The following is a 17040-nucleotide window of genomic DNA, read 5'->3' as shown; positions in this document are numbered from 1 at the left end:
ACGCGAAGCGCGGGTCATCGGGCTTTAATCACCCACATGCAGCAGAATTTTGCCAATGTGCTCGCCGCCTTCCATGCGGTTGTGGGCTCGGCCCACCTGGTCGAAGGGGAACACGCTGTCGATCAGGGGGCGCACATCACCGCGCTCAATCAACGGCCAGACTTCCTCTTCCAGCTCCTTGGCGATGTTGGCCTTTTGGCTGGCGTTTTGGGCGCGCAGGGTGGAGGCGGTGAGGGTCAGGCGCTTCATCAGTACCGGAATAAAATTGATCTGAGATTTGAAGCCCTGCTGATAGGCGATGTTGACGATGCGGCCGTCGAGGGTGGCCAACTCCAGGTTCTTTTGAATGTAGTCGCCGCCGACCATGTCCAGAATCACGTCGATGCCCCGGCCGTTGGTGGCCTCTTTCAGAGCACTGACAAAATCCTCCTCGTTGTAATTGACTGCCTTGAGTGCGCCGAGGTCTTCGCAGGCGGCGCATTTTGCCGGGCTGCCTGCCGTGGCATACACCCGGGCACCCATGGCTTTGGCCAGGGGAATGGCGGCGCTGCCAATGCCGCTGCTACCGCCGTGAACCAGAAAATTTTCTCCGGCCTCAAGCTTGCCGCGCTGAAACACGTTGTGCCATACGGTGAACAAAACCTCGGGCAGGGCGGCGGCCTCTAGGGCGGTGACGCCATTGGGAATGGGCAGACACTGTTTGGCGGGCACAATGGCGTGGTCGGCATAGCCGCCGCCATTGCACAGGCCGCAAACCAGGTCGCCCTTCTTCCAGCGTTTGACGTCTTTGCCCAGGGCGATGATCTGGCCCGACACCTCCAGGCCCAAAATCGGGCTGGCGCCGGGGGGCGCGGGGTAGCGGCCCCGGCGCTGCATTACGTCGGGGCGGTTAATGCCGGCGCCGATGACGCGCACCAACACCTCGTCGGCCTTGGGGACGGGCATGGCCTCTTCGACAAGGCGCAGGCTTTGGTCAGCCTCATCAACCTGCACAATGCGGCGGCTCTTGGAATTTGTTGCCATGGTGCTTGCCCTCGGGACGGCGAAATTTGTAAGCTTCGAGTTTGTGCCCCGGTTTTCGGTTTCGTAATGCAACTGCCGCGTTTCGGAAGTCGGGGGCGTAGAGAATCTGCCAAAGTTTTCCTGAGTGTGCAACGACCGTTGTAGCACCGTCAAAAACTAAACTCAGAGTTGGGCTACCGGGTAAATGGCAACAAAAAGTCTGTTGATTGTAGGGTGTGGTGACATTGGCGCGGGCCTGGCCGGACATTTTCTGGGTGAAGGTTGGCGGGTGATGGGGCTACGCCGCCATGCTGAAAACCTGCCGGCGGGTGTTGAGCCGCTGCAGGCGGACATCAGTAGCGCGGAGTCGGTGGTGAAGCTCGGCAAGCTGCGGGCAGATTACGTGGTGATGACCCTCACCCCCCAGAATTACCGGCCCGAAGGCTATGAAGCCATCTTCGAACAGGGCCTGGACCACATTCTCAATGCCCTTGAGCCCCCCAAGTTGCTGCTGTTTGTAAGCAGTACCGGGGTTTACGATCAGCACGACCACTCCTGGATTAATGAAGATAGCCCGACGCTGCCCAATCGCTTTTCCGGCAAAAGCCTGCTGGCAGCAGAGCAGCGCATTGCGCAGACGGGCTGGCCGAGCAGCATTATTCGTTTTGGTGGTATTTACGGTCCGGGCCGGTTGCAGATGATCAACAAGGTGCTGGAGGGCGAGTGCGCGCCGCCGGAGCCGCTGCACTACACCAACCGAATTCACCGGGATGACTGCGTCGGCTTTATTGTGCATTTGCTGGCGCTGGCCAATGCCGGCCATCGCCTTGAGTCGTGTTATCTGGGGGTCGATGATGAGCCCGCCAGCATTCAGGATGTGCAACGCTGGCTGGCGGAGTTATTGCGGGTAACCTATCGGGCTGATGGTGAGGTGGTAAAACGCACTGGCAGCAAGCGCTGCAGTAACCGCCGTCTGCGCGACAGCGGTTATGAACTAAAGTATCCGACTTATCGAGAGGGCTTTCTCAGCGTCATTAGCGATCGGCGGGAACACTGAGCGCCAGGGCGACGCTTGGCGCTTGCCCTTGGTTGCGGGCCTTACAGGCTGAGAATCACTTCCACTTCGATCATGGCGCCCCGGGGCAGTGCGGCAACTTGTACGCAGGCGCGGGCCGGGAAGGGCTGCTTGAATACGCCGGCCATCACTTCATTCACCTGGGCAAAGTCGCCCAGATCGGTCAGCGAAATATTCACCTTCACCGCGTCATCCAGGCTGCCGCCCGCTGCGGCCGCCACCGCAGACAGGTTGGCAAAGACCTGTTTGGCCTGCTCAACCACACCGCCTTCAATCATTTCCATGGTTTCGGGAATCAGCGGAATTTGCCCTGACAGGTAAACCGTGTTGCCCACTTTCACTGCCTGGGAGTAGGGGCCAATGGCGGCGGGGGCTTTGTCAGTGCTGATGATTTCTTTGTTGCTCACGGGATGAATCCTTTTGCTGGTGAGTGTTAGGCCTAAGTAAAAGTGCTTTGCCGGGGGAGACGCTGGACGGGAGGCTGACGCTCGGGAGACGCAAAAGTGGTCACGGCTTCGCCGCGTTTTGTTGGCATCTCCCGTCTAGCGTTTGCCGTCTCCCGTACTAATGCTTCTCCCGCTCTACCTTAATCACCGCCGGAATATTGCGAATCCGGCGCATAATGTTGGCGAGATGGATGCGGGAATGCACGCCGATAATCAGGTGGATGGTGCTGATTTTGGGGTTTTCGTCTTCAACGCTGATCTTTTCGATGCTGCCGTCGGCGCCGTTTACCCGGGTGGCTAACACAGCAATAATGCCGCGCTGTTTGCTCAGCTCAACTTTGAGTTCGACCGAGAAGTCCCGCTCGATGCTGTCGGACCAGGTGAGGGGTACCACTCGCTCGGGCTGGCTACTCAGGGCAATGCTGTTGTGGCAGTTTTCGCAGTGCACCACCACGCCTTTTTCTGAGCTGACGATGCCGACAATGTGGTCGCCGGGAATGGGGTAACAGCAGCGGGCGAAGTTAACCAGGAAGCCCTCGGTGCCGTGAATGACCATGGCTTCGCGCATCAGGGCCGGGGGTACATCTTCGCGGCCAGTGTCGCGGATTTCATCGCGCAGGTTTACCAGTTGCTTGGCGGTGAGGTAGGCCACCCGGTTGCCCATGCCGATCTGCTCAAAAATACTGTCGATGTTGCGGGCATGGGTGGAGTGCACCAGTTTCAGCAATTGCTCGTCGTCGAACTCGGCCAGGTTTTCTGACAGGCTCGCCAATGCGCGGTCGAGCATACGCTTGCCAAGGTTTACTGCCTCGTTGCGGCGCTGGTGCTTGAGGAAGTGGCGAATGCCGGAGCGGGCCTTGGCGGTGACCACAAAGTGCAGCCAGGCCGGGTTGGGCTGGGCGCCGGGGGTGGTGACCACTTCAACAGTCTGGCCGCTTTGCAGGGGTTCAGACAACGGTGCCAGGCGGCGGTTAATGCGGCAGGCCACACAGCTGTTGCCGATGTCGCTGTGCACGGCGTAGGCAAAGTCGACGGCGGTGGCTCCGGCGGGCAATTCCATAATGTCGCCCCGGGGGGTGAACACGTAGACCTCGTCCGGGAACAGATCGATTTTGACGTTCTCGATAAATTCGAGGGAGTCGCCAGCGCGTTGCTGCATTTCCAGCAGGCCCTGTACCCACTGCCGGGCCCGGGCGTGGCTGGAGTTGCGTTTGGGTTCGGTTTCGTTGGCCTTGTATAGCCAGTGGGCGGCGATGCCGTTATTGGCCATCTCTTCCATTTCGTGGGTACGAATCTGGATTTCGATGGGCACCCCCTGCATACCGAATAGAACGGTGTGCAGCGATTGATAACCGTTGGCCTTGGGGATGGCGATGTAGTCTTTGAATTGGCCCGGCACCGGTTTGTACAGGCCGTGGACGCAACCCAAAACCCGGTAACAGCTGTCTACGGAGTCGACCACAATACGGAAGGCATAGAGGTCCATGATTTCGCGCAGGGACTTACGCTTGTTGCGCATCTTGCTGTAGATGCTGAACAGGTGCTTTTCCCGTCCTAATACCTGGGCACTGTGGCCCTCTTCGGTCAGGCAGTTTTCGATGGTCTCGCGGATCGACTCCATCACCCGCTTGCGGTCGCCGTAACGGGCTTCGATGGCTTTGCGGATGCGCCGGGCACGCATCGGGTGCATCGCCTGAAAGCCCAGGTCTTCAAACTCTACCCGCACTTTGTGCATGCCCAGGCGCTGGGCAATGGGGGCGTAAATCTCGAGGGTTTCCCGGGCGATGCGGCGGCGCTTGTCGGCGCGGAGCACGCCGAGGGTGCGCATGTTGTGCAGCCGGTCGGCCAGCTTGACCAAAATCACGCGGATATCCTTGGCCATGGCCAGGGCCATTTTCTGGAAGTTTTCCGCCTGCTGCTCGGCCTTGGACTGGAACTCGATCCGGGTCAGTTTGGATACGCCATCCACCAGCTCGGCCACGGTTTCGCCAAACTGATTGCTCAGGGCCTGCTTGGTCACGGCGGTGTCTTCGATGACGTCGTGGAGCAGTGCGGCCATCAGGCTCTGGGCATCCATGTGCATTTCGGCAAGGATGCTGGCTACCGCCAGGGGGTGGGTGACGTAGGGCTCGCCACTGCGCCGACTCTGACCCTCGTGGGCCTGTTCGGCGTAGTAATAGGCGCGTTTGATCTGTTGGACCTGCTCGGCAGGCAGGTACTCGGAAAGGGTATGGGCTAGGGCGTCAACGGTCTGCGCTGGCGCGGGTCTGCTTCTGGCAGGATTGAAAATACTGTATTGATGCATCCGCACCCCAGCCGTTCACGGTTATAGCGCCGCGTTGCCCAACTCAGCTTCCAGGTCCAGCTCGGGCTCTTCCTGCTGCTGGTCAGCGGCCATGATTTCTTCGCGGGTGATTTTGCCGTCGGCAATTTCGCGCAGGGCCAGTACGGTGGGCTTGTCACTTTCTTCCTGAACGCGGGGTTCTTTGCCGCCAGTGGCAAGGGCGCGGGCGCGCTTGCTGGCAACCATCACGAGTTCAAAGCGGTTATCCACTGCCGACAGACAGTCTTCAACGGTAATACGGGCCATGAGTTTTTCCTGAAATGCATTTACTACGGCGCCGAAACTGCGCCGACAAGGTTGACAAGTTTAACAAAGCCGCTGCCCTTATGACAGTAGCGCTGTGAGTAATGCCTGATGTCGTGCTTGCTGGGGGGCTAATTGCAGGCGGTGACTGCGGACAATGGCGCAGAGGTCAGCCAAGGCCACTTCGAAGTCATCATTGATCACGATGTAATCGCCCTCACTGTAGTGGGACATTTCCTCAACGGCGGCCTGCATGCGCCGCTCGATAACACTGCTGTCATCCTGGCCGCGACCCGTCAGCCGCTCGAGCAGCGCCTCGCGAGAGGGGGGCAGAATAAAGATCGATACCGTCTGCGGCATCAGTTTGCGAACCTGCTGGGCGCCCTGCCAGTCGATTTCCAGAATGACGTCTTCGCCTTTAGCGAGTTGGGCTTCAACCCAGGCCTGGGAGGTGCCGTAGTAGTTGTCGAATACCTTGGCGTGCTCTAAAAACGCGGCCGCGTCGAGCATCTCGCTGAACTGCTGGTGGGATACAAAGTGGTAGTTCACACCGTCTTGCTCACCGGGTCGCATGGTGCGGGTGGTGTGGGAGATAGAGACGCCGAGATGGTCGACGCTGCTGAGCAGCTTGGCCACCAGGCTGGTTTTACCGGCGCCGGAGGGGGCGGAAATAGTATAAAGGGTGCCGTGTTGACTCATGCTCGATCCCGAATAACTGCCACTGTGCTGACCGGGCTCGGCAATGAACCGCTGGGGCGAAGGTGGCGGACTTGGTTTCAGGGGCGCGGTTTATGTCGGTTGTTCGCCCCGGCTGGGCCATTCAGTGTACAAGAAAATTTCCCGGCAAACCCCACTCCAAACCGGAAAGCACTGCTTAAAATAATGTCCGCAGCCACAGGCGCAGGGCCGGGCCGCGATTGACCAGCATGGCGAGGAAGATCAGCCCGCAGCCGGTGATCTGCAGGGTGCTCATCCGCTCGCCCAGCCATAACGCTGCCAGTAAGGCGGTCCACACCGGTTCCAGCGTCATGATAATGGCGCTGTGACTGGGGGGTGCCATGCCCTGGGCATGGGTTTGAACCCAGAAACGCACACAGGTAGCAAACACCAGGCTGGCGGCAAACCAGCCCCAGATATCGGCTGGCTGCGTAAAACTCCACTGCTCAAAACCCAGTGCGCCGATACCGGTAATGGCGCCGGTAATCAGCAGCTGTATGGCGGTGAGGGGGAGCGCTGGAATCCGCGCCGCGGCGTGGCTGTTCAAAATAAACATCAATGCCAGAAACAGTGCCGCCATCAGAAAGCACAGTTCGGCCATGCCAAGGCTGAAATGGCTGTCGAGGGACAGGCAGGCCAGGCCTGCGACGGCCACCGGAATCGCCAGATACACCGAGGGCGAGGCCCGCTCGCCAAACAGCAGCGTCAGCAGCGGGACCGACACCAGGCCGAGGCAGGTCAGGAAGGCCCCGACCCCGACGTGCTCAGTGGTTTTCAAACCGATAACCCAGAACACCATGGCAATGCCAAACAGACCGCCCACCACGGCGGCATTGCGCCAGTCTTTGCTGGACAGCCTCGCCAGCTGCCGGCGACCCCAGAACGCCAGAATGAGGCCGGCCAGGGAAAAGCGCAGTGCCATAAAGGACAGAGGCGCAAAACCACTCAGGGCTTCTCTGGAGAATATCCAACCTGCTGCCGCAGTCAGGCTGGCGAGCAGCAACAGCGCGTCGGCTTTGAGGTGATTGTGGGGGGCTTGTGAAGATGCGGTTGTCACGGGTGGTTCCTGGTGGCGCCGGGGCGGCGAGCAATTGCCGCGTGTGGGGGCGCAGGTTACCACATTGATTTGCGCCAGAACTGCGATTTCTGACCGGTTTGCTTAGCGGATTGTCGCGACGTGGAAATTCACTGTTGGTAACTTATTTGTTTGGGCTGCAAGGCTGCTTTGTTCTGGCTTCGGGGCCTCGCTGTCATGACCGCAGAAGCGGGTATCCCTTGATGTGTCCTGACGGGTGGCTCGGTGTGCCCACCTGCGCGCACTGCTGTCCGGTATAGATTGAGCCGCGGCTTTAAATCGTGAGCGGAAACAGAATATGCCGGGGCGAGACTTGACTTGCGAGAGCCTGAAAGATGGTCATACCCGCGTTCGCGAGCATGACGATATAAAAATTATTCCGGACAGTAGTGGGCTTTCGCGAGCAAGGCGAGGCCTGGTTTTGCTGATTAAAAGGTGAGAAGAGATGCTCGCCAGTTCTGAACCGGCGTTACTCCAGATTCTGAATCTGTTCCCGCATTTGCTCGATCAGCACCTTTAACTCCACTGCGGCCTGGGTGCTGTCGACCACGACAGCCTTGGAGGACAGGGTATTGGCCTCCCGGTTGAGTTCTTGCATTAAGAAGTCCAGCCGGCGCCCCACCGCGCCGCCCTTGCGGATCACCCGGCGCACTTCGGCAACGTGGGTGTCGAGGCGATCCAGTTCTTCATCCACATCGGCCTTTTGCGCCAGTAGGGCAATTTCCTGCTCTAGCCGCTCCGGGTCCAGCTCGACCTGCAGCTCAGCCAAACGTTGCTGCAGCTTGGTCTTTTGCAGGTTGACGATATCCGGCATTTTGCCGCGCACTTCGGTGACGATGGCCTCGATGCTGTCGAGGCGCTGATTTACCAGTTCGCCCAGGGCCTTGCCCTCGCGCTCGCGGTTTTCGACGTGGCTGGTCAGGGCCTGTTCAAAACTGGCGGCGAGCTCCTTCTGGATAGCATCGCCATCGATCTCAGCGCTCTCCATCACCCCGGGCCAGCGCATTAACTCCAGCACGTTGATGGGGGCGGCGTGGGCGATGTCGGAGCGCAAACTGTTAGCGGCCTGCAAAATCTGGTTGACCAGCTGGTTGTTGAGTTTGAGGTCTCGGCTTTGCTCCTGCATTTGAACGCGCAGGCTGCATTCGAGCTTGCCGCGTTGCAGCTGCTTGCGCAGGCTGTCGCGCAACACCGGTTCCAGCTGGCGCCAGGCTTCGGGAAGTTTGAAGCTCAGTTCGAGGTAGCGGTGATTCACGGAGCGCAGCTCCCAGGTGGCACTGCCCCAGGAAAATTCGCTGCGCAGGTGGGCGAACGCGGTCATGCTGGATACGGTCACGGAAATACCTCAATACCTCTTGCTCGGACCGGCAGTCTATCAGTTTTTGCCCTGGGCTATCTGCTGTTTGGCTGGGGGTTGTGCAGTGCTTCCTTTATACTCTGCGCCTCAGTGAATTCAGCGAGGTGAACAATGCAGCGTCCCAGTCAGCGTCTTTTTGATGAGAAACGAACCCTGCGCATCCAGCGCGGTTTTACTTGCCATGCGGAGGGGTCGGTGCTGATTGAAACGGGCAATACCAAGGTGATTTGCACCGCCTCGGTCGACCAGGAAGTACCGCGCTTTCTGCGGGGTAAGGGGCAGGGCTGGATCACCGCGGAGTATGGCATGCTGCCTCGCTCCACGGGCAGCCGCATGATGCGCGAAGCGGCCAAAGGCAAGCAGAGCGGTCGCACTCAGGAAATTCAGCGGCTCATCGGTCGCTCCCTGCGGGCGGCGGTGGATCTGAAAGCCCTCGGTGAGGTGACCATCACCCTGGACTGCGATGTGATTCAGGCCGATGGTGGTACCCGCACCGCGTCTATCACCGGCGCCTATGTGGCTCTGGCTGATGCCATTGCCAGCTTGCAGGCCCGGGGTGTGATCAGCGGCCAGCCGCTGCAGAAAATGGTGGCCGCCGTTTCTGTCGGTGTGTTTAAGGGGCAGCCGGTGCTGGACCTGGATTACCTAGAGGACTCCGCCGCGGAAACCGATATGAATGTGGTGATGGACGATCAGGGCGGCATCATCGAGGTGCAGGGCACCGCCGAGGGCATGACTTTCAGTCGGCAAGAGATGGATGCCATGATGGATCTGGCCGAGAAGGGTATTGGCGAATTGATTGCTGCCCAGCGCCAGGCTTTGGCAGAAAGCTAGCCGTCCATGCGGTAAACAGGGTCACACTCAGAGCGTGTGGGTGAGTGCGGGCCGGTTGGGAAATAAAAAATGGGAGGCCTTGGCCTCCCATTTTTGTTTGTGCAGTGTGATCAATTGGGGTGATTACCAGGTCTCGTCTTCCGGCATTTCATAGTCGTAGTCCATGATCACCGGCGCGTGCTGACCAAATTGCTGCACTTTATAGATGGCGCCAAACTCAACCCGGGGCTTCATTCGCTCGGAGACCACCTGATAATCCACCCGCCAGCCGTTTTCGCCGGGGGTGCCGTCGGGCCACCAGCTGAACTCGTCTGCATCCGTTGTTACCAGGCGGAAAGCGTCGGAGTAGCTTTGCTCCCGGAACAGGCGATCCATCCACTGCTGTTCTTCGGGCAGGTTGCCGGATACACCGTGGTTTTCCTTCACGTTCTGCACGTCAATGCTGCGGTGGGCGATATTCCAGTTGCCGCAAATAATGAAGTCCCGACGCTTATTGCGCACTTTGGTCAGATGGTTCATGTACTGCTCAAAGAACTGATTTTTGCGCGCCTGGGCATTGGCATCCAGGTTGTAGGCGGACGGGGCCAGCAGGCTGCCAATACTGATGTCGTCGAAATCGGCCTGGATGTAACGGCCTTCCATGTCAAAGTCGAGAAAGCCCAGGCCGGTCATGATGGCCTTGGGCAGCTTGCGGGTATAGATCGCCACGCCGTTGCTTTTGCCGTCGGCGGCGTCGAAGAAATAGGGGTTGTACTCTCTGGGGAAGTAAACATCGTCCCGGAGCTTGTACTCGGCAATGCCCAGATTCTGCAGGCAAATGATGTCGGCGTCCTGCTCGGTCACCCAATCAAAAAAGCCTTTTTTTGCGGCATCGACAATGCTGTCAGCGCAAAAGCTGATAATTCTCATCTGAATCCTGTTTTACCTGTATCGGGCGCCTTTTTGTGGTGGCGCCTGGAAGTGCTTATAGGTCTTAATTTGATTTATTGCAGCGCGGTGAGATGCCCGGTAAATAAATCGTAAGCTGGTTTACTGCTTTAGACTACCTTTAAAAATTAGATACAACAATCAAATGGGAATTCTACCGTTAATCCGGCCAAAAGAGGAACGTGATATTGATATTTGGCGCCATTTCTATGGGGTTTGCGTAGGATAGGGTGAGGTTTTAGGTGGTTGGGCGTAAAATACGCCGGTTGTTAAGTTGGCTACCCGGAATCCTTATGAGTATTGCGCCCTACCAGTCTGCCTTTATCGAACAGGCGATAAAGAGCGAAGCCCTCGGCTTCGGTGAGTTCACCCTAAAGTCTGGCCGTCTGAGTCCCTACTTTTTTAATGCGGGGCGGTTTTGCAGTGGCGCCGCCCTCGCGGCGTTGGGGCAGTGTTATGCCGACGCGATTGTTGCGGCGGGTATTGAGTTCGATCTGCTGTTCGGGCCGGCCTACAAGGGGATTAGCCTGGCAGCGGTGACCGCCTATGCCCTGGCCGATCGTCATGGGCGTGATGTGCCCTACGCCTATAACCGCAAGGAAAAGAAAGACCACGGCGAAGGCGGGACACTGGTTGGTGCGCCGCTGCAGGGGCGGGTGTTGATTATCGATGATGTGATCACCGCGGGGACGGCGATCCGCGAGGCCATTGGCATGATCACCGGCGAGGGCGCTGAGGTGGCGGGTGTGGCCATCGGACTGGATCGTCAGGAGCGCGGCCAGGGTGAGCGTTCGGCAATTCAGGAATTAGAGCAGGACGAAAAACTTCGAGTCGTCAGTATTGTCAAACTGGCTGACATTGTTGAGTATCTGGAACGCCAGTCTAACGATGAAAATCTGGTGGAGAGAATTCGGGCCTATCGCAGCCAGTACGGCGTGGCGTAAACCCAGGCGGTTTTTCTTTCTCCTACATGCTTCATGGCGCCTGGCCCCGGCTGGGCGCGGAGGGAAATATGCTGAAATCGATCACCACGCTGGTGCTGCTGGCCGGGCTTTCGCTGGCTGCCGTGGCGCAGAATATTTACTACCGCTATCCCGGCCCGGGTGGCTCGGTGGTGATTGATGACCGGATTCCCCCCGATGCGGTGCCCCGGGGTTACGATGTCATTCGCGAGGACGGCAGTATTGTCAAAACCGTTCCTCCGCAGCTCACCGAGGCTGAGCGCAAGTCCCATGCACAGGAAATGGCGATTGCCAAGGCTCGGGCTGAGGCTGAGCAAAAGATGCGCGAGTGGGATGAATCACTGTTGCTGCGCTACAGCGATGTGGAAGACATTGAAGTTGCCAAGCAGCGTGCCCTGAACGATATCAAGGTGCGTATCAGTATTCTGAAAAGCAACCTGCGCGTGATTAAAGAGCAAATCCTGACTAATCAGGCCGAGGCGGCTGAGCTTGAGCGTCAGGGTGTGGCCGTGTCGGAGAATATGGCCAAGACCCAGGAGTTGTTGCGCCGGGAGTTGGCGGCAACCGAAGAGCAGATCATCACCCGCACCGCCCAGCTCGATTCGGTTGAGAGCGAGTATGAGCGAGACAAGGCGCGCTTTTCTATTTTGCAGGAGCGGGTTGAAAAACGTCGCTCCCTCGCCTCGCCCAAGTCCAGCAGGGCTCACTGAGCCGGTCGATTAACGAAACACCAGCTGTTGCAGCAGCGGCCATTGCTCGTCCCAGCCACTGGTGGGGAGCTTGCGAAAGTCGCTGCGTACAAACTGGCTGATTTTGCCTTCTGCCGATGCAATCAGCAGGTTGGCAGTGGCGCCGGCGGTGGCCTGGGTGCGCAAGCCCTCGCGCAGTTCCGCCTCGCGGAGTATCTGTTTGATCTGGGTTTCCAGGCGCTCGTAGAACTGCACCACCCGATCCCGCAAACGGGCATTTTCCCCCGCCAGGGCATCGCCATTGAATATCCGGGTGATGCCAGGATTCTTTTCAGTGAAGCCCAGCAGTAACTGCAGAATATTGCTGATCTTTTGCAGCGCGCCAGCCTCTTCTTTGGCGATGAGGCTGACCCGGGTAAACACGGCGTCTTCCACAAAGCCAATCAGCCCCTCGAACATTTTTGCCTTGCTGGGAAAGTGTCGATACAGGGCAGCTTCGGACACGCCCACCTCGGCGGCCAGCTTGGCCGTGGTGATGCGGGCGCCGGGCTGGGTTTCCAGCATGGTGGCCAGGGCCTGAAGAATGTCCTCTTTGCGCGAGCTCTTGGCGGCCATTACTTACCCGGCGCGCTTGTTGGTGATCAGGGTGCCGACACCTGTGTCGGTAAAAATCTCCAGCAGCACTGCGTGGGGCACCCGGCCGTCGATGATGTGCGCGCTCTGCACACCGGAATTGACCGCGTCCAGGGCACAGCGAATCTTGGGGAGCATGCCGCCGTAGATGGTGCCGTCGGCAATCAGTTCATCCACTTGCTCGGTGCGCAGGCCGGTCAGCACTGTGCCCTCTTTGTCTTTCAAACCTTCGATATTGGTCAGCAGCATCAGTTTTTCCGCCTGCAGGACCTCGGCGACTTTGCCTGCCACCAGATCGGCATTGATATTGTAGGAGGCGCCATCCGGGCCCACCCCAATGGGCGCGATGACGGGAATGAAGTCGCTGTTGACCAGCATGTCCAGGACATCGGTGGAGATGGCGGCCACTTCGCCAACGTGGCCGATATCGATAATTTCCGGCGCGGCGGTTTCGGGGGTCTTTTGAGTAATTTTCAGTTTTCTGGCCCGGATCAGCTGGCCGTCTTTCCCGGTTAGGCCGATCGCCTTGCCGCCATTGGCGTTGAGCAGAGAGACGATTTCTTTATTGACGGTGCCGCCCAGTACCATCTCAACCACGTCCATGGTTGCGCTGTCAGTAACGCGCATGCCATCGACAAAATGGGATTCAATCTGCAGGCGTTTGAGCAGATCGCCGATTTGGGGGCCGCCGCCGTGGACCACGATGGGGTTCATGCCCACCAGTTTCATGAGCACGATATCTCGGGCGAAATGGGCCTTGAGCTCGTCGTCGATCATCGCGTTGCCACCGAATTTGACGACGATGGTGCGGTTGGTAAATCGCTGAATGTAGGGGAGGGCCTCGGTAAGGACCTGGGCGACATTTCCCGCTTCGCTGCGGCTCAGTGACATGGCTATCTCGCTTGTTCTGGTTGGTGTAGGGTCGGGCGGCGAATTCGCGGGCCGCGTGATTGCGCCGGTCCCGCTAAAAGCCGCTATTAAAGACCATCTGCCAGCGTGGGATCAATCTCTGCCAGCACGCCGCGAAACCGGTTGCGAATGCCCTGCAGGGCGGTTTCGCTGTCTGCTTCAAAGCGCAAGCTGATTGCCGGCCCGGTGTTGGAGGCTCGGATCAAGCCCCAACCGCTGCGAAAGTCGGCTCGCACGCCATCGATGTCAGTAATGCTGGCGTCGCTAAAGTCCTGGCGGGCCTTAAATGCCTCAATTAGCTCGAACTTTTTCTCGTCTGCTACCGGCAGCAGAATTTCGCCGGTGGCAAACAGGCTGCCCAGGTTCTCCAGCGCGGCGTCCAGGGTGGTGCCGCCCAGGGACAGGGCTTCGAGCAGCCGCGCGGCGGTGTACATGCCGTCATCAAAACCATACCAGCGTTCGTTGAAGAAAATATGGCCGGAGAATTCGCCACCCAGCGGTGCGCCGGTCTCCAGCATTTTTTGCTTCATAAAGGCGTGGCCGCTCTTCCACATCAGTGGTCGGCCGCCCAGCTCAAGGATGTTTCGGTGCAGCAGGCGAGAGCATTTGATGTCGAAGATAATCTGGCTGCCGGGGTTGCGATTGACCACGTCTTCGGCGAGCACCATCAGTAGCTGGTCGGCAGCCGGGCAGCGTCCCCCGGCGCTGACCACGGCCAGTCGGTCGCCGTCGCCATCAAAGGCCAGGCCGATGTCGGCCTTGTGCTTGGCGACAGCGGCCTGCAATGCACTCAGGTTGGCGGGGATGGTGGGGTCCGGCGGGTGGTTGGGGAAGTTGCCATCGACTTCGCAAAAAAGCGGAATGACTTCGCAGCCCAGCTCCTCGAACAGTTCCGGCGCGGTATCCGAGGTGGCGCCGTTGCCAGCATCAATCACCACCTTGAGTGGGTGGGCCAGCACCACGTCCCGGGCGATACGGTTGATGTAGCGTTGTTGAATGGTGTCCTGACTGAGGCTGCCCTCGCCCTGGCTGAACTCCTCGTCTTCAATCCGCCGACGCAGGGCCTGAATGTCGTCCTCGGCCAGGGTGTTGTACTGCAGGTAAATTTTCATGCCGTTGTGATCGCCGGGGTTGTGGCTGCCGGTGATCATCACACCGTTGCCAATATTCAACTCCCTGCAGGCAAATTGCAGCATGGGGGTGGCGATCAAACCCAGATCAATCACGTTGATACCGGTGCTTTGCAGGCCAGTGAGCAAGGAACGGCGAATACGCGGGCTGCTCAAGCGACCATCGCGACCCAGTAGAATTTTGCTCTCGCCCCTGGCCAATGCCTCGCTGCCGATGGCGCGCCCGATCAGCTCGCAGCTGCGGTCATTGAGGTCTCGCTCGGCCCTGCCGCGGATGTCGTAGGCCCGGAACGCGCTCAGTGCCAGGCCGGTGGCCTGTCCTTCATCCAGTTCCGGTAGGGGCGGCGGCTCGTTGGTACTGGGAGTGGGCGCTTTTGTCGGGCTGGGCGCTGCCGGTAGGGGCTGAGGCTCCACTGCTGCCGGGGCCTTGGTTTTGATGGTCTTTTTGGCGGGGGGTGCCGATTGCGGAATGCTTCGGCTGCGGATCAGAAACACCGCATGGCTGGCACTGATCAGCGCGACACAGAGCAGGCACACCAGCCATAGCAGGGTGGTGTCGGTCTCGAGGGAGCGGATCAGCGCCTGCTGGGGAAACACTTCCACGGTCCAGCCCGGGACGGGCAGCGGCCGGCTTTCCATGTACTGCTTGAATTCAGTGTTGTTGGCGGCGATGACCACCTCGCGGCGCTTTTTGTACGTCTGCACCAGCTGGTGGTTAAAGGCCTCGCCGGCCAGGCCGGTGAGCAGGCTCCTGAAATAGCTGGCGGGGAAGGAGACAAATACTGCGAGCTGGGGAGACACCTGTTGAGAAAAACTGATCAGCCAGGTGTCTTGGGCATTGTATGCCTCAACGGCCACGTCCTTGCTGGTGAGGGTTTTGCTCAGCAGGTCAATTTCAATGTGGTTGCGCAGCCGGTTTGTTTGGCTTTTCTCGTCGGCGATGCCCTGGGGGCCAATGTGGATTAATTGTGCGCTCACCGCCTCGGGAAACGCGCTGCGCAGGCTTTCTTCGTAAATTTTGAGGGTGTCCCTGTTGGGGCTGGAGGCGGCCAACTGGGTCAGGCCGCTGTGTTCGGCCTGGCTGGCTACCCTGGCGCGCATACGCTGGATCAAGTTGCGAATGACCACGGCCTGATGGTCGGCATTGGACCCCGTGACGGCGGTGATGCGTTGGGTCATCGCTCTGGGCTGTTCGACCTGGGTGACCCAGTAGAACGCGCCTAGTATTGCACTAATGCTGAAGATGGCGGAAATGAGGATGTCGCGCTGGTTTCCAGAGACGCCTCGCTTTTTGGTGCCAGCATCGCCTTCATTTTTCTTTTTTCTCATGCTGTCGCGGTGATCCCTTTGGCTGCTGTTGCCGATAATTGAATCAGGAAGAGGGTTGCGCCGCCGCTCTGGCGTGCGGGTAATGCTGGGCCACTAGCGCCATTAGCTGACGGGCAAGTTGGGACTTGGCCATTTCCGCAAACGCCTGACGTCCTTCTGGCCAGAATACCACCACCTGGTTTTGGTCAGCATTGAATCCAATACGATTATCTGACACGTCATTGGCAATGATCATATCCAGGCCTTTGCGGGTCATTTTGTCTCGGGCGTAGTGCTCCAGGTCGCGGGTTTCCGCCGCAAAGCCCACCGTAAACGGCCGCCGGGGGTGGCTGGCCACCGTGCTGACGATATCCGGATTGCGCACCAGCGCAATTTGCATCTGCTCGGCAGCCTTTTTGATTTTGTGTTCTGCTACCGCCACTGGCCGGTAATCGGCGACCGCCGCGCAGGCGATAAACACGTCGCACTTGCCCAGGGTATTTAGTGAGGCGGCGAGCATATCCTCGGCGCTGATGACATCGACCCGGGATACCCGGGCAGGGCAGGGCAGATTGGTTGGGCCGCTGATCAGGGTCACGCGGGCCCCTGCGTCGGCAGCGGCCTGGGCCAGTGCGTAACCCATTTTGCCGGAGCTGTGGTTGCTGATGTAGCGCACGGGGTCGATGGCCTCCCGGGTGGGGCCGGCGGTGATGACCACGGACACGCCGTCCAGGTCTCGACTCTGAAACAGGTCGGCCGCCCTGCGGGCGATGTCCTCGGCTTCCAGCATGCGACCGGGGCCCACATCGCCGCAGGCCTGTTCTCCCGCGGCGGGACCGAACAGGTGCGCCTGGCGGGATTTGAGCACGGCAATATTGGCCTGGGTCGCGGAGTCGCGCCACATGGCCTGGTTCATGGCAGGCGCCAGGGCAATAGGCGCGTCGCTGGCCAGGCACAGTGTGGTGAGCAGGTCATCGCCCCGGCCACTGGCCAGGCGGGCGATAAAATTGGCACTGGCGGGAGCGACCAGAATCAAGTCGGCCCAGCGGGCCAGCTCAATATGGCCCATGCCCGCTTCGGCTTCCGGGTCGAGCAGGGTGGTGTGCACCGGATTGCCGGACAAGGCCTGCAATGTCAGCGGCGTAATAAACTCCTGCGCGGCCTGGGTCATCACGACTCTGACGTCGGCGCCCGCGTCTTTGAGGCGGCGAATAAGTTCGGCGCTTTTATAGGCGGCGATGCCGCCGGTCACGCCAAGGAGGATTTGTCGGTTGCTCAGTTGCTTCATGCTTGTGCCAGCCGCTGGTTTGGCGGCTATTATGACAGCTATGGGGCGCGGGCAAAATGCAGCATGGTGGCCGCGCCCAGGAAAATGTCGGGTGTCCAGGG

The 17040-nt window shown here is 59.3% G+C and carries 16 protein-coding genes; 4 read left to right on the top strand and 12 right to left on the bottom strand.

The annotated features are described in order from the left end of the window. Window positions 1-24: 24 nt before the first annotated feature. Window positions 25-1023: an NAD(P)H-quinone oxidoreductase gene (locus NCG89_RS08860; RefSeq protein ID WP_251086166.1), complete on the bottom strand. Its 999-nt coding sequence runs from the start codon at window positions 1021-1023 to the stop codon at window positions 25-27. A 184-nt stretch (window positions 1024-1207) separates the two neighbouring features. On the opposite strand from NCG89_RS08860, the gene NCG89_RS08855 reads away from it, so the two are divergent. After that, window positions 1208-2059, top strand: a complete 852-nt coding sequence (locus NCG89_RS08855; protein WP_251086165.1) for an SDR family oxidoreductase — start codon at window positions 1208-1210, stop codon at window positions 2057-2059. A 41-nt stretch (window positions 2060-2100) separates the two neighbouring features. Here NCG89_RS08855 and NCG89_RS08850 read toward each other — a convergent pair whose 3' ends face one another. From NCG89_RS08850 to NCG89_RS08825, 6 genes are all read right to left on the bottom strand, one after another. Then, window positions 2101-2484 (bottom strand): RidA family protein, encoded by a 384-nt coding sequence (locus NCG89_RS08850; RefSeq protein WP_251086164.1) that lies wholly within the window; start codon window positions 2482-2484, stop codon window positions 2101-2103. A gap of 157 nt (window positions 2485-2641) precedes the next feature. Continuing rightward, window positions 2642-4828, bottom strand: coding sequence for a bifunctional GTP diphosphokinase/guanosine-3',5'-bis pyrophosphate 3'-pyrophosphohydrolase (gene spoT / locus NCG89_RS08845; protein ID WP_251086163.1), 2187 nt, complete (start codon window positions 4826-4828; stop codon window positions 2642-2644). A gap of 21 nt (window positions 4829-4849) precedes the next feature. Continuing rightward, window positions 4850-5113, bottom strand: coding sequence for a DNA-directed RNA polymerase subunit omega (rpoZ, locus tag NCG89_RS08840; protein WP_251086162.1), 264 nt, complete (start codon window positions 5111-5113; stop codon window positions 4850-4852). Between the two features lie 78 nt (window positions 5114-5191). Then, window positions 5192-5809: a guanylate kinase gene (gene gmk, locus NCG89_RS08835; protein ID WP_251086161.1), complete on the bottom strand. Its 618-nt coding sequence runs from the start codon at window positions 5807-5809 to the stop codon at window positions 5192-5194. Window positions 5810-5984: 175 nt separating this feature from the next. Then, window positions 5985-6884 (bottom strand): DMT family transporter, encoded by a 900-nt coding sequence (locus NCG89_RS08830; protein WP_251086160.1) that lies wholly within the window; start codon window positions 6882-6884, stop codon window positions 5985-5987. A 487-nt stretch (window positions 6885-7371) separates the two neighbouring features. Then, entirely contained in the window at window positions 7372-8223 is an 852-nt protein-coding gene (locus NCG89_RS08825; protein WP_251089371.1) for a YicC/YloC family endoribonuclease, read from the bottom strand. A gap of 147 nt (window positions 8224-8370) precedes the next feature. Here NCG89_RS08825 and rph point away from each other — a divergent pair, with 147 nt between their 5' ends. Next, the gene (rph, locus tag NCG89_RS08820) at window positions 8371-9093 is read left to right on the top strand and encodes a ribonuclease PH (protein ID WP_251086159.1); all 723 of its coding nucleotides are present in this window, start codon (window positions 8371-8373) and stop codon (window positions 9091-9093) included. A 123-nt stretch (window positions 9094-9216) separates the two neighbouring features. Here rph and NCG89_RS08815 read toward each other — a convergent pair whose 3' ends face one another. Next, a complete protein-coding gene (locus NCG89_RS08815) occupies window positions 9217-10002 on the bottom strand; it encodes an exodeoxyribonuclease III (RefSeq protein WP_251086158.1) in 786 nt (261 codons plus the stop codon). A gap of 311 nt (window positions 10003-10313) precedes the next feature. Between NCG89_RS08815 and pyrE the strand changes: the two genes are divergently transcribed. Continuing rightward, entirely contained in the window at window positions 10314-10964 is a 651-nt protein-coding gene (gene pyrE, locus NCG89_RS08810; protein WP_251086157.1) for an orotate phosphoribosyltransferase, read from the top strand. Between the two features lie 68 nt (window positions 10965-11032). Then, the gene (locus NCG89_RS08805; protein WP_251086156.1) at window positions 11033-11692 is read left to right on the top strand and encodes a hypothetical protein; all 660 of its coding nucleotides are present in this window, start codon (window positions 11033-11035) and stop codon (window positions 11690-11692) included. A 9-nt stretch (window positions 11693-11701) separates the two neighbouring features. On the opposite strand, the gene slmA is transcribed toward NCG89_RS08805, so the two are convergent. From slmA to coaBC, 4 genes are all read right to left on the bottom strand, one after another. Continuing rightward, complete coding sequence (gene slmA / locus NCG89_RS08800; protein WP_251086155.1) at window positions 11702-12286, bottom strand: nucleoid occlusion factor SlmA; 585 nt, start codon at window positions 12284-12286, stop codon at window positions 11702-11704. A gap of 3 nt (window positions 12287-12289) precedes the next feature. Next, entirely contained in the window at window positions 12290-13195 is a 906-nt protein-coding gene (gene argB, locus NCG89_RS08795) for an acetylglutamate kinase (RefSeq protein ID WP_251086154.1), read from the bottom strand. Between the two features lie 86 nt (window positions 13196-13281). After that, complete coding sequence (locus tag NCG89_RS08790; RefSeq protein WP_251086153.1) at window positions 13282-15672, bottom strand: phosphomannomutase/phosphoglucomutase; 2391 nt, start codon at window positions 15670-15672, stop codon at window positions 13282-13284. 43 nt (window positions 15673-15715) lie between these two features. Beyond that, window positions 15716-16939, bottom strand: a complete 1224-nt coding sequence (gene coaBC, locus NCG89_RS08785) for a bifunctional phosphopantothenoylcysteine decarboxylase/phosphopantothenate--cysteine ligase CoaBC (RefSeq protein ID WP_251086152.1) — start codon at window positions 16937-16939, stop codon at window positions 15716-15718. Window positions 16940-17040: the final 101 nt, after the last annotated feature.

Source organism: Spongiibacter taiwanensis, from assembly GCF_023702635.1.
Taxonomy (GTDB): Bacteria; Pseudomonadota; Gammaproteobacteria; order Pseudomonadales; family Spongiibacteraceae; genus Spongiibacter; species Spongiibacter taiwanensis.
The sequence above is the reverse complement of the archived record's forward strand: the minus strand, read 5'-3'. Positions and strand labels throughout refer to the sequence as shown.

What these genes read in the sequence shown, in the direction of transcription:
- NCG89_RS08860 (WP_251086166.1), bottom strand. Translation starts at nt 1,023, where the DNA reads ATGGCAACAAATTCCAAGAGCCGCCGCATTGTGCAGGTTGATGAGGCT.
- NCG89_RS08855 (WP_251086165.1), top strand. Translation starts at nt 1,208, where the DNA reads ATGGCAACAAAAAGTCTGTTGATTGTAGGGTGTGGTGACATTGGCGCG.
- spoT (WP_251086163.1), bottom strand. Translation starts at nt 4,828, where the DNA reads ATGCATCAATACAGTATTTTCAATCCTGCCAGAAGCAGACCCGCGCCA.
- rpoZ (WP_251086162.1), bottom strand. Translation starts at nt 5,113, where the DNA reads ATGGCCCGTATTACCGTTGAAGACTGTCTGTCGGCAGTGGATAACCGC.
- gmk (WP_251086161.1), bottom strand. Translation starts at nt 5,809, where the DNA reads ATGAGTCAACACGGCACCCTTTATACTATTTCCGCCCCCTCCGGCGCC.
- NCG89_RS08825 (WP_251089371.1), bottom strand. Translation starts at nt 8,223, where the DNA reads ATGACCGCGTTCGCCCACCTGCGCAGCGAATTTTCCTGGGGCAGTGCC.
- rph (WP_251086159.1), top strand. Translation starts at nt 8,371, where the DNA reads ATGCAGCGTCCCAGTCAGCGTCTTTTTGATGAGAAACGAACCCTGCGC.
- NCG89_RS08815 (WP_251086158.1), bottom strand. Translation starts at nt 10,002, where the DNA reads ATGAGAATTATCAGCTTTTGCGCTGACAGCATTGTCGATGCCGCAAAA.
- pyrE (WP_251086157.1), top strand. Translation starts at nt 10,314, where the DNA reads ATGAGTATTGCGCCCTACCAGTCTGCCTTTATCGAACAGGCGATAAAG.
- NCG89_RS08805 (WP_251086156.1), top strand. Translation starts at nt 11,033, where the DNA reads ATGCTGAAATCGATCACCACGCTGGTGCTGCTGGCCGGGCTTTCGCTG.
- slmA (WP_251086155.1), bottom strand. Translation starts at nt 12,286, where the DNA reads ATGGCCGCCAAGAGCTCGCGCAAAGAGGACATTCTTCAGGCCCTGGCC.
- argB (WP_251086154.1), bottom strand. Translation starts at nt 13,195, where the DNA reads ATGTCACTGAGCCGCAGCGAAGCGGGAAATGTCGCCCAGGTCCTTACC.
- NCG89_RS08790 (WP_251086153.1), bottom strand. Translation starts at nt 15,672, where the DNA reads ATGAGAAAAAAGAAAAATGAAGGCGATGCTGGCACCAAAAAGCGAGGC.
- coaBC (WP_251086152.1), bottom strand. Translation starts at nt 16,939, where the DNA reads ATGAAGCAACTGAGCAACCGACAAATCCTCCTTGGCGTGACCGGCGGC.